The 12,182-nt window shown below is 61.8% G+C and carries 10 protein-coding genes; 1 reads left to right on the top strand and 9 read right to left on the bottom strand.

Features of this window, described 5'->3' with window-relative positions; genetic code table 11:
• Positions 1-39: 39 nt before the first annotated feature.
• The 8 genes from ACFWYE_RS04075 to ACFWYE_RS04110 all read right to left on the bottom strand — a co-directional run bounded on the left by ACFWYE_RS04075 (position 40) and on the right by ACFWYE_RS04110 (position 10,424).
• The gene (locus ACFWYE_RS04075; protein WP_379071188.1) at positions 40-450 is read right to left on the bottom strand and encodes a hypothetical protein; all 411 of its coding nucleotides are present in this window, start codon (positions 448-450) and stop codon (positions 40-42) included.
• A 97-nt stretch (positions 451-547) separates the two neighbouring features.
• Positions 548-3,889, bottom strand: coding sequence for a M10 family metallopeptidase C-terminal domain-containing protein (locus ACFWYE_RS04080; protein WP_379109713.1), 3,342 nt, complete (start codon positions 3,887-3,889; stop codon positions 548-550).
• Between the two features lie 438 nt (positions 3,890-4,327).
• A complete protein-coding gene (gene xth / locus ACFWYE_RS04085) occupies positions 4,328-5,104 on the bottom strand; it encodes an exodeoxyribonuclease III (protein WP_379109715.1) in 777 nt (258 codons plus the stop codon).
• Between the two features lie 4 nt (positions 5,105-5,108).
• On the bottom strand, positions 5,109-5,744 hold the full coding sequence (locus ACFWYE_RS04090; protein WP_379109716.1) for an alpha/beta family hydrolase: 636 nt from the start codon (positions 5,742-5,744) through the stop codon (positions 5,109-5,111).
• A 2-nt stretch (positions 5,745-5,746) separates the two neighbouring features.
• Positions 5,747-6,829: a tetratricopeptide repeat protein gene (locus ACFWYE_RS04095; protein WP_379109718.1), complete on the bottom strand. Its 1,083-nt coding sequence runs from the start codon at positions 6,827-6,829 to the stop codon at positions 5,747-5,749.
• Positions 6,826-7,701: a Ku protein gene (locus tag ACFWYE_RS04100; protein ID WP_379071202.1), complete on the bottom strand. Its 876-nt coding sequence runs from the start codon at positions 7,699-7,701 to the stop codon at positions 6,826-6,828. The genes ACFWYE_RS04095 and ACFWYE_RS04100 overlap by 4 nt, the downstream gene beginning before the upstream one ends.
• 27 nt (positions 7,702-7,728) lie before the next feature.
• Positions 7,729-10,179 carry a DNA ligase D gene (ligD, locus tag ACFWYE_RS04105; RefSeq protein WP_379109720.1) on the bottom strand — a complete coding sequence of 817 codons (2,451 nt, stop codon included), beginning with the start codon at positions 10,177-10,179 and terminating at the stop codon, positions 7,729-7,731.
• Between the two features lie 8 nt (positions 10,180-10,187).
• Complete coding sequence (locus ACFWYE_RS04110; RefSeq protein WP_379071207.1) at positions 10,188-10,424, bottom strand: hypothetical protein; 237 nt, start codon at positions 10,422-10,424, stop codon at positions 10,188-10,190.
• A 186-nt stretch (positions 10,425-10,610) separates the two neighbouring features.
• On the opposite strand from ACFWYE_RS04110, the gene ACFWYE_RS04115 reads away from it, so the two are divergent.
• Positions 10,611-11,237 carry a dihydrofolate reductase family protein gene (locus ACFWYE_RS04115; protein ID WP_379071210.1) on the top strand — a complete coding sequence of 209 codons (627 nt, stop codon included), beginning with the start codon at positions 10,611-10,613 and terminating at the stop codon, positions 11,235-11,237.
• Between the two features lie 103 nt (positions 11,238-11,340).
• Here ACFWYE_RS04115 and ACFWYE_RS04120 read toward each other — a convergent pair.
• Positions 11,341-12,182 (bottom strand): autotransporter outer membrane beta-barrel domain-containing protein (locus ACFWYE_RS04120; RefSeq protein WP_379109722.1); only part of this gene is annotated, 842 nt, incomplete at its 5' end.

Genomic DNA, 12,182 nt, shown 5'->3' on the forward strand with positions numbered 1-12,182 from the left:
ATGCCCAAGAAGATCATACCCCCAGCCATTCGGGATCCTTCAATACATGACTGTGTTGAGTGTGACATGGACGGGTGCGCCCGCTTCGACCTTCGCGCTGCCGCGGGCGACCAGCCAGCCATCTGCGCGCTCGAGGCGCGCAACGATCTGCAACGTCGGCGACACGGTCGGGCTTTTGGCCAAGGGCAAGGAGAACCCTATCGTCCGTGAGCCGCCATCGCTTTTGAGGCGGGTTTTCGCGGCGCGACGCTGCGCCTTGTCCTTGACGGCCGGATCCTCAAGATAAATCTCGAGATGACCTTCCGGGATGGCCACGTCGCCCTTGAACGTGACTTCGCCACGAATATCCGCCGATTGAGCGGAGGCCGTGCCCGTTGCGGCAACGACAGCCGCGGCTCCGGCGGCTCCCGCTGCCATAAGCACCGTGCGGCGCGTGGTCGGACGCTTCATCACAAACTCCCCCTTCGATCATTACGGCCCCCCGATGCACGGGATGGCCGACGCTGCCGGTCGGAAAGGGCGCTCGAAAGCGCCCCTTCGTAACACGCTAGGTGACCATGAAGTCCGCTGCCGACAGGTTCAGGTGCGCGCTCAGCTGTGCGAACTGAACAGCGGCTCCCTGTCCGGAACCATCGGCATCGTAGGACAACACTCCACTGTCGGTGTCGTAGATGATGCGGTCGTCGGCATCATGGGCGACACCCGATGCACTTTTGAAGAAGGCGCCCAGGGCGAGAGCGCCGTCATTGCCCAGGTTGGTGAAGATGAGGTTGTCCAGCAGGATGGTGTCGTCGGCGACGTTGAAGTCCTTGATCAAGTCGACATTGCCGTTTCCAAGCGCCGTCGAGAAGCGGAAGGAATCCTCGCCTGCGCCGCCCGTCAGCGTGTCGGCGCCCAGACCACCATCCAGAAGGTCGCTGCCGCTGCCGCCGTTGAGCTTGTCGGCGCCTGCAACGCCCGGCTGAGCCGGTGCCGGCGGGAATTCGACCGACACGTTCACCTTGTATGTCGAGCCTTCCGGCACGGCATCCGCCCAGCCATCGCCAGGCACGTCGGGTGACCACATACCTTCCTGGATATAGTAGGTTCCGGTTTCCTTGACGACGAAGACCGTGCTCGAATCCCGGCTGGTGGTCGAACCGGGGTCGCCGCCACCGTCATCGTTCTGGGCAACGATATTGCCGTTGCTGTCCAGCAACCTGACCCAGCTGTCATGCACGTTGGGATCGGCAATCCCGTCGATATCGATCGAGATGACCGTGCCGGCCGCCAGGGTAATGCCATAATATCCGCCCTTGCCGTTTCCGGTGGCATTGACGGTCGTGTGAAGCGTGGTCGTCGAATCGAAGATATCGGGGTCGGCCGCCAGCGAGAAGTTGTTAGAGATGTCAAAGGCTGTTGCGATCGAATTGTTCGTCGCATCCGGCCCCAGCGTCGCATAGCCGGTGCCCGTGCCCGGACGCGGCGGTATGTCACCCTGATAGGCGAAATCGCCAAGCAGGATGTCATCGCCGCCGCCGCCATTGATGGTGTCGTTGCCGCCCTGCCCGGTCAGGACATTGGCCCCGCCGTCGCCGGTCAACTGATCGTTGAAGCCCGAGCCGGCGAGATTTTCGATGGAGATGTAGGTATCTCCACCGGACTTGCCGGTACCCAGCTGGAGCCTGACGCCGCTGGTCGCGTCGGCATAGTCCGCCGTGTCGCTTCCCGCGCCGCCATTCAACGTGTCGGCGCCGCCGCCGCCGGTCAGGATGTCATCGCCCGCACCGCCGGAGAGTACGTTGGCCTGGGCGTTGCCGATGAGATGATCGTCGTAGAACGAACCAACGGCGTTCTCGAAGCCGACCAGTATATCATGCCGGATAACGGTGCCGCGCCCGACGATCTGTACCGGACCGTCCGCATCGCCACCGCTGGCGGTGCCGTTGGCGAGGTCGATCGTCACGCCGTCGGAACTGCCGGAATAGACCACGGTATCGACACCGTCGCCGCCGTCCAGATAGTCCTGTCCGGCGCCGCCGATGATGGTGTCGTTGCCGCCTTCGCCATACAGGATGTCGCCATCGTTGCCGCCATCCAGGATGTCGTCGCCGTCACGGCCGTTGAAGTAGTCGCCACCGCCCTGGCCCCAGAAATGGTTTGCATCAGCGTTGCCGATGAAGCGGTCGATACGGTCGTCCGAACCGATCAGGTTCTCGATGCTGTAGAAGGTGTCGCCTGAAGCGGTGCCGCCGCTGGCGACATTCGTCTCCAGGTTGACGAGCAGCTGGAACGGGCTTTCCTTGCTGTAGTCGACCGTGTCGACGCCGGCGCCGCCCCTGAAGATATCGATACCGTCCTGGCCGCTCAGCGTATCGTCGCCATCGCCGCCATCGAGGATATCGTTGCCCGCGCCACCGAGAATGGTGTCGTTGCCGCGGCCGCCATAAAGCGTATCGTTGCCATCATCGCTTTCGGTCTGGTCGTCGAGATCGGCGATGTCGATGGTGTTGTTGATGTCGCGGCTGGCGAGCGAGTCGCGTCCGCCGATGATGAGGTCGTCGCCATCCTGACCGAAGATGGTGTCGTTGCGGCCGCCGCCGTCGAGCGTATCATTTCCCTTGGTGCCGAAAATGATGCTGGTCATCGTGTTGTCGCCGATGATCGGCGGGGTATCGGTGCCACCGCCTCCTGGCTGAAGTGTCGACTCGTCGGCGTAGATGATGTGTTCGACGTTGGCGATTTTGCGGATCTTCAGGTTCCTGGACATCAGGACAACCGTATCGTTGCCGCCATTCGCTTCCTCGCGGACGATGTCGTCCAGGGAGTCGACGAAATAGATGTCATCACCGCCATTGCCGGCCATGCGATCGGCACCGCCGCGGCCATCAAGGACGTTGTTGCCGTCATTGCCGATCAGGATGTCGTTGAAGCTGCTGCCGATACCGTTTTCGATATAGTAGTCGGTCGTGTCGGCGTTGTGCCCGGCAAAGATCGACACGTTGTTGCTATGGCCGTTGACGCTGGAGAACTGGCCGGCGCGCAGGTCAAGGATGGTGCCCGCCGTCGAGCCGGAGAAGTCGAGCGTATCGATTCCGCCGGTATCGTGGATGACAAAGCCGATGTCGTGCTGCATGCCCGAAGCGCTGAGCCTGTAGCCATCCTGGGTAGCACCGAAGCCGTAGACGTTGTCGCCTGTGTTGAGGTTGATTTCCTGATAGGTACGCTCGCCATTCGCGTCGACCGTCGAGAAAAAGCGACGGATCACGGCCTCTATGTCGGCCATGAGCGGCGTTGACGCCGACCAGCGGGTGGTTTCGCCAACGTCGATGCCATCGAAATAGGACATGACGCTGTATTGCTGGCGATCGTAGGTCCAGGTCGCATTGTTCAGATAGTTGATCTGGACGCCACCGGGACCGCTGTAATTGTAGAGGCCGGGGTGGTTCAGTCCGAATTCATGGCCGAACTCATGGATGAAAGAATCGAACACATAGCCGCCGATGTCTGTCTTGTTCGGCTCGGTGTCGTGGAAACGCTGGCCGATGCTGACATAGCGATCGTTCGAATAGGCGCTGCCATCGTCTTCTTCGCCTACTTCCGGGCTGACGACCTGCATCCAGTCCGTCGCGCTGTTGTAGGGCGCGTCGTCGACGATTTCGAATTTCAAAGGGGTGACAAGCGACCACATCTGCAAGGCGCCGATCGCGGCGGCCTTGTATTCGGGATGGTCGTTGAGTTCATAAACATTGATCCTCAGCGTTCCCGCCGCGATCGCTGGCGTCAGGCTGCGGTCCAGGTCTCCGAGATAATCAAGATAGGCTTCGTAATCCGTGCTTTTGCCGTATGGATTGTCCGGCGTCTGGTCGTTGACCCACCACTGGTCGCTATTCTGGCTTGGGTTCGGCATCGTTGGGGTTCCTCTCCTACAACCGTGGAAGACACGGCTGTACCGGTTTGCTACTTCCAACCACCAACAGGCATTGCTTGCGCGCCTGCTAAGCCCCTTCGCCTGCGTCAATATGTTATCGGAATTTTCGACTTGTCTACCCTGCTGGCAGGTGACGCATAGGCACTGCCACGGGGTTCGTGTTCACTTCCCATTCCCGGTCGACAGATTTCGTCATTCGACGGCATTGACGTCGACCATCGGGCAGCCAGTTCGTCTTCATGATCCGCTCCCGCCAAACCAGTGATGTATGGAGAGACCCGAAGTGTTATACTGTTCCAGGTGCCGGAGTGCCCCCACTTCCGGCGCTTAGGCCGGCGCTTTCCCCGGTCCCTCTGGCGCGCGCCGGCCGCCCCATTGAACTCGTGTTCCATGGCAAGCCTGGCGAATGTGGTTTCACTATCGGACCGTGATCTCGATCCACACCGGCGCATGATCGCTCGCCTTTTCCCAGCCGCGCACCTCACGGTCGACGCCGGCAGCGGTAAGTAGGTCGGCGATTGTCGGGCTGAGCAGCAGATGATCCAGCCTGAGGCCGGCGTTGCGACCCCAGGCGTTGCGCAGGTAGTCCCAGAACGTGTAAACGCGCTCGCCGGGATGCAGCGTGCGGATGGCATCGATCCAGCCCTGGTCGATGAGTTGCCGCAACGCCTGGCGCACTTCAGGTCGGAACAAGGCATCGTCCTGCCAGCGCTCAGGCTTGTAGACGTCGAGTTCGCTCGGAATGACATTGTAGTCGCCGGCGAGAATGACGGGGATGTCGTGCGCGAGCCGCTCCGCGGCATGTTTCTTCAAGCGCTCGAACCATCGCAGCTTGTAATCAAATTTCGGCCCCGGAGCCGGGTTGCCGTTCGGCGCATAGAGGCATCCGATCAGGACGCCGCCGACTGCAGCCTCGATGTAGCGGCTCTGGGTGTCCTCCTCATCGCCGGGCAAGCCGCGCTGCGTTTCGATCGGATCGACGCCACGCGCCAGGATTGCGACGCCATTCCAGCTTTTCTGCCCGTGCCAGATGGCGCCATAACCAGCCTCGCGCAACGCCTTTGCTGGAAACCTGTCGCTCGGCGCCTTCAACTCCTGCAGGCAGACGACATCGGGCGCGGCATCGGCCAGCCAGCCGAGCAGGACGGGAAGCCTGCCATTGATACCGTTGACGTTGAACGTTGCGATTTTCATCAGCCTAGCGCCGAAGCGTGCCCGCCCAGGACGAGACCTTGTCGGCCATGCTTTTCAGATGATCGGTAGCCGAGTAACCGGACACGCTCTTTCGCGGCTTCAGGTCATGATCGCCGTCTTCCAGCCAGAAGACCTCGACCGCCTTGGAGAGCGCATAGGACGGCACCTCGTCTCGCGTGCCGAACTCGTCGCGCGTGCCTTGGACGATCAGCGTGGGAGTCTGCAGATCCGCGAGATGCCTGGTGCGCAACTGCTGCGGCTTGGCCGGCGGATGGAACGGATAGCCGAGGCAGAGCAGGCCGGCGATCTTGCCCGACGCAAACAGTTCGTCCGCCACCATCGAGGCAATGCGGCCTCCCATCGACTTGCCACCGATGATGAGACGACCGTTTGCGCCCAATGCCGCGACGGCGGCGACATATTCAGGATTGAGCGTTTCGGCACGCGGAGGCGGCTTGCGGCTGCCTCCGGTGCGTCGGCCGGCCATATAGGAGAATTCGAAGCGCGCGACACGAAATCCGGCCGCGGCAAGCGCCTTGGCTGCAGCATCCATGGAGGCCGAGTCCATCGGCGCCCCAGCTCCATGTCCGAGCAGGATGGTGCAGCCGGCGTCTTCCGGGCCGTCAAAGAGGAAGGGCATGTTCAACTCGCTGTTCTTTCCGCCAGGTCGATAAGGCGGATGCCATTGCTGGCCGCGCGGGCCCATTGCGATGTGGAATCGAGCTCAAGATAGCGAGACCACCACTTGCGCGCGCCGGCCATATCACCGGCCTCATAGTCGAGGTTCGCCAGGTTGAAGATTGCATCGGCATAGGCACCGTCGATGGCGATCGCGGCAAGCAGATGACGGCGCGCAGTGTCCTTCTTGCCTTCACCGGCGAGCAGGCCGGACAGGTTGAACCAGGCTTCGACGAAGCGTGGATCGCGTTTGAGCACTTCAAGATAGGATTGTTCGGCCTCCTTGGCTCGACCATCGGCGAGCAGGCAATTGCCGCGATTGAAGAAGACGACCGGGTCGCTCGGGTCAATCGCGATGCAGCGCCTGTAGAGATCGGCGGCATCGCCGTACCGCCCCTCCTCTTCCGCTTCCTCGGACAACGCAAACAGTTCGTCGAGATCCTCCGGTTCGGCGCGGCCCAACGGCAGCAACGCCTGACCATCAAGCTCGCTCACGCCGTCGTCCGAGCGCGCATAGATGGCATTGTCCCGATCTGCGTGCAGCGAAAGCGCGGTCAGCGAGGCGATCGAACCGGATCGGCGCACCGACCGCGCGATCGTGCCCCAACTGGCGCCCGACACGATCAGCCCGGCATATTTCTTGGCCAGGATCAGGTCGCGGAACGAGAAGGGTTCAGCATCGTGTTCGAAGGCATCGAACAGCGCGAGCAGGTCAAAATCCTCCGAGGCCAACCTGGACTGCTCGAGGACGGACTGGCGGCTCAGCGTAGCGCCACCGGGCGCTTCGATAAGTCCGAGCAATCTGAGAAACCCGTTCTCGCTCAGAGCGCGGCGGTTTTTCGAGATTTCCTCGCGATAACGCGCCGCGATCCGGGGGGCGTCGGTTCTGCCGAGCAGTTTGCGGCCGAAAATCACATGGGTGGTGCGCCGCGAGGCGCCGCGCTGCAATTCACCACCCTGCGCACCGACCTCACGCACCGCCAGGCGACGCGGAAACGCCGCCAGCCCGCCGATGAGACCGAATGTCCTGCCTCTTGCCGAGGTCACTTCTTGCTCTTGGTGCCTGCCCTGGAACCGCCAGTCGCGGCGACCTTGGCCGGTTTTTCCTCAACCGCAGGCGCCTTGGTCTTGCTTTTGGCCGGCGGCTTGGCCTGACCGAGACTGGCTTTCAGCGCATCCATCAGGTTGACGACGTTGCCACGTTCCGGAGCGGCCGCGACGATCGGCTTGTGGCCCTTCAACTTCTCCTTGATCATGGTCATCAAGGCAGCCTCGTAGCGGTCTTCGTAATTCTTCGGGTCGAACTTGGTCAGCTTCTGCTGGATCAGGGCCTCGGCAAGCTGCAGCATCTCGCGGTCGGGTTTGCCCTGCGGGATGTTGTCGAAATATTCGGCCGTGCCGCGCACTTCATGCGGATTGCGCAACGTGCAGACAAACATGCCCTTCTCGCGCGCGCCGATGGTGACGACACGTTCGCGGCTGGACAATACGAGGCGCGCCACCGCCAGCTTGCCGGACTTGCGCATGGCTTCGCGCAGAACCACGAAAGTTTCCTCGGCCATCGCTCCGTCGGGCGCCAGATAATAAGGCGTATCCTGATAGATGACGTCGACATCCTTTTCGTCGACGAAGGCCTCGATGTTCATGGTGTGGTTGGATTCGATGCGTACGCTGTCGAGGTCAGCATCGTCGATGATGACGTATTGCTTGTCCTCGTATTCGTAGCCTTTGACCAGATCGGCGCGGTCGACCAGACCGAGCTCGGGGTCGACGGGCTTCATGTTGATGCGGTTGTGCGTCTTCTTGTGCAATTGGTTGAAGGAGATCCGCTCCTTCGTGCTCGTTGCCGGATAGAGCCGCACGGGGCAACTCACCAGACTGAGTTTCAGATAGCCCTTCCAACTTGCCCTGGGTGCCAATTCCGCCTCCTACGCGACGACACAACGCTACCTTTTCGCCTTCGCAGGCGCCGGCAATTCCCGGGCGAAATCACCAATGTCCACCCAGGGATCACCAGATGCGGCCAAAAGACCTGGAAGCGAAGAATAGTTCAAATCCTCGGCAGCGTCGATGGATTCCAGATCGGCCCATTCCAGCGGCGTCGAAGCCGGCATGTGCGGACGCCTGCGCAGCGTGTACGGCGCGGCCGCCGTGTGGCTGCGCGCATTGCGGTGAAAATCGATGAAAATGCGCCTGCGGCGGTTTTCCGCCCCCATCGTGGTGGTGAAGGTTTCGGGCGCAGTAGCCGCGATGCGGGATGAGATTTCGCTGCAGGCCTGGTGGAATTGCCGCCAGCCGAGTTTCTTCTTCACCGGCACGACGACATGGATGCCCTTGCCGCCCGAAGTCTTCACGAAAGGCACCAGACCGAGGTTCTCCAATTCGCCACGGACATGGATGGCGGCCTCCACCACCTCGCGCCATCCGATACCCTCGCCAGGATCGAGGTCGAAGACGGCGCGATCGGGCTTGTCGAGGCTCTGGCGGTGCGCACCCCAGGTATGGAACTCGACGACGCCGAACTGCGCCAGCGCGAGATAAGCCTTGGCATCCTCGACGGCGATGTAGCTGCGCGCCTCGCCGTCGGAATTCTGCGTCTCGAACGAGACCATCGTCGCCGGCATGCCGGTGAAGGCGTGGCGCTGAAAAAAGCAGTCCTCCGGCTTGACCGTCGGGCAGCGCACCAGCGACACCGGCCTGCCGAGGATATGCGGCAGCATGAAATCGCCTACCGCGGCATAATAGACAGCGATGTCGAGCTTGGTCGGCCCGGTTTTGCCGAATATCCGACGCGTCGGATTGGTGACGAAGATCCCGGCGAGGTCGGTATCGGAAATCAGCCGCTTGCGTGGAGCGCCAGCACGGGCTGACAGTTCAGCCTCGCGCAGCCCCTTGAACACGGCATGGCGCAGCGCATTGTCGTCGGTGCGATTGGCGTAGTGGATATGGGCGGTCAGCACGGGCCGGACCGGGATGACCTCGCGCGGCATGCCCTCCAGCCTGACCGCGTCGGCCTGCAACGCCTGCAGCCTCGCCAGCAGCATCGGCAGCGTTTCAGCGTCGAAACCCGAACCGCATTTGCCGCGGTATTCCAACTCGCCATCGACCCATTCGGCGAGTGCGAGGGCGGCGAGACCTTCGGCCGCTTCTGAGACGGTGTAACCGGCGACGACAAAATCACCGACGGCACGCGCCTTGACCTTGGTCCAGCTCTTGGAACGGCCGGGTACGTATGTCGAAGCCGCCTGTTTGGAAACGATGCCTTCCAGGCCGAGCTCCGATGCCTGCTCATACAAGGCCCCGCCATCGGACGTGACGTGATCGCTGAGTTGCAAGGCGCTTTTTGCCGTGATGCCGCTCAGCAATTGCCCAAGCAATTCCTTGCGTTTGGCAAGTTCTGCCCCGGTCAGGTTCCAGCCGTCGAGATAAAGCAGGTCGAACGCGTAGAAGGTGAGTTTGTGGGTCTCGCCTGCCGCCAGTGCATCCTGCAGCGCCGAGAAACGGCTGATGCCCTTGTCGTCGGTGACAACGACTTCGCCGTCGATGATCGCATTGCTGCAGGCAAGGGTCTCGAAAGCCGTCTTCAAGCGTCCATACCGCTTTGACCAGTCGAGACCACTGCGGGTGATGAAGGTGACGGCACCATCGACGATATGCGCCGCCGTGCGATAACCGTCGAACTTGATCTCGTGCAGCCATTCCTTGCTCGAAGGCGGCGCGCCCACGGCAGTGGCCAGTTGCGGCTCGAGGCGAGCCGGCATCGGCCCCCGGAGGGCGCCCGCGACTTTTGCCGGCTTTGGTGCAATCGCCTTCGCAGCCGGTTTCGGCTTCTCGACCAGTTCTTCGATGCGGCGCCCCGATTTCGCGCTTTCTGGCCGTTTGGCAAGGATGTCGATCTTGCTGTCGGCGGCCTGGTCTCGCTCCTTGAAAAGCAGCCAATTGACCTTGTCCTCGTCCTCCTTGGCCTTCAGTCGGGCCAGCATCCAGCCGCCCTTCAGTTTTTCGCCGAACAGCCGGAACTTGAATGCGCCCTTCTCCAGCGACGTGTCGATGTCATCCATCGGCGCCCAGATGCCGGTATCCCAGACGATCATCGGACCGCCGCCATATTCGCCTGCCGGAATGACCCCTTCGAAATCGATATAGTCGATGGGATGGTCTTCCGTCTGGACGGCGAGCCGCTTGTCGGCAGGGTTGAGCGACGGCCCTCGGGGTACCGCCCAGCTTTTCAGTACCCCATCGATTTCGAGGCGCAGGTCGTAATGGTCGACCGTGGCGTGATGTTTGTGCACGACGAAGCGGTTGCCTTCGTGCTGCTCCTGGATGCCGGAGGGTTCAGGTGTCTTGGCGAAATTGCGCTTGGCGCGGTAGGACTGGAGCTTCGGTGAATTCGCCATGGAAGAGCTTATTCGCCCATTTCCTCATGCAAGGGTTCCAGGCCGAGCTCCGCGGGATGATAGCCTTTGTAGAGCTGATCGAGCGTTCGCTGCCCGACCAGATAAGCTTCGTTGGCAACGATGACACGATAGGTCGGTTCCTCGCCGGCCTTGAACCGCCGCGAACTGACAAAAACCTTGTGACGGCCAAGCGCTTCGGCCACTGCCCTGCGCTGCTTGACCTGGCGAGACGTGGGCGTGCTCATCGGCCTGCTCCGCTGCTTGCCCTCAGACTATCTTCCATTGTGGCGCCGCGATCAACCGGGGGACGATTTGTGCGTTAATAGTTAGCTCTTGCGCTAAGTGAATTCCTGCATTAGTTAGCCATTGGGATAACTAATTGTCAAAACCAAGCGTATCGCCCCATGCGCCAGCACCTGGAAGGTCTCGTTATGAAACTTGTCTTGATGGAATTCCTGTCGCTCGACGGCGTCTGCCAGGGCCCAGGTGCGCCCGATGAAGACACAAGCGACGGCTTCACACGCGGCGGCTGGTTTGTTCCCTTTCTCGAGCAGAGCTTCATGCAGACCGTCGCTGGCTGGGTCGGACGGGCCGATGCCTTCCTGTTCGGGCGCCTGACCTATGAGAATTTCGCGCGGGATTGGCCGAAAATGGATGATCCCAATGACCCGATCGCCAGCAAAATGAATGGCTTGCCTAAATATGTTGCATCGAACTCTTTAAAGGAGGCGTCATGGGGGCCGGCGACGATCCTGTCGGGAGATATTACGGCCAGGGCCGCTGACTTGAAGAGGAAACCGGGTCGAGAACTGCAGATTCACGGCAGCGGGCGTCTCGCCCATTCGCTCCTGGGTGCAGGAATGATCGATGAATTCCGGCTGGTTGTCGCCCCGGTTGTTCTGGGACAGGGCCGCAAGCTGTTTCCCGACGGCATGGCGCCCGCGGGCTTCAGGCTGGTCAATGTCGAGACAACGCCGGGTGGATTGGCCGTGCATGTCTATGAGAAGGCCGAAGCTCCCGTATTCGAGACCTACGACGCAGCGTCGGCGTGGGGTTGAAGTTCATGCGATGTAAGTTCTGACGAAAAGCCCGCCAAACTTGAAACGGGCGGGCTTCCGTTTGTCAGTGTGTCGAAACCGGGCGTTCAACTGCCGCTCGTGGTCACCATTTCAAGCCGATTTTAGCGGTTCCGGCGATGTTGTGGAGGTTTCCGGAGAGTTCGCCCTGGAGGCTTGCGGCGGCGAAGAAGCCGTTGGCGGTTGCGTATTCGATGCCGGCGTCGAGGAGTGCGCTGTAGCGGTCGGGATTGGCGCCTTCGATGCTGAAGGCGGTACCGGGCAGCGCCTGGAAGCCGGCGACGAAGCCGATCGTGTCGCCGCTATTGATGGCAAGGGCAGCGCGGCCCGACAGCGTCAGCGTTGCATCGTTGTCGAGGCCGATGCCGTGATCGAACCTTGCGCCGAGTTCGGTGCGGGTGACGGTCGTGGTGTTGCCCTTGTAGGCCAGCCCGAAATTGCCCGCCCCGGTCTCGCTGTAGCCCGGCATGCGGTAGGCGATCGCCTGGAAGGCCGCATAGGGGGTCAGCGTCGCCAGCGATGTCTCGATGTTGTAGCCGGCCTCGATGCGTCCGGAGAAGGCATGGGCGTTGAAGTCTCCCGACAGCGATTTGCCAAGCACGGTGCGGCCGGTTTCGACGTCGTAGAAGCTGTAGGCGGCGGCAGCCGCGACATAGGCGTTGCCGAACTCCTGCCGGCCGAAGACGCCGGCATTGAAGAAGCGTGCGCTGCCGCTGCCGAGCTTGTCGGCCAGCTGGAAGTCGGACGCGCCGCCGCCGAGCGCGATGCCGATGGTGGCATCGTGCCATTTGCGGGCAATGCCGCCTGCCAGCCCGAACGTCTTCAGGTCGGCGTCGTGCGAGCCGGCAGCGGCATCGCCGCCGATCTCGGAGGTGCCGCCATAGGTGGCACCCCAGCTGCGCCAGCGACTGTCGAAGACTTTTGCGA

Source organism: Mesorhizobium sp. NPDC059025, assembly GCF_042739655.1.
Classification (GTDB): Bacteria; Pseudomonadota; Alphaproteobacteria; order Rhizobiales; family Rhizobiaceae; genus Mesorhizobium.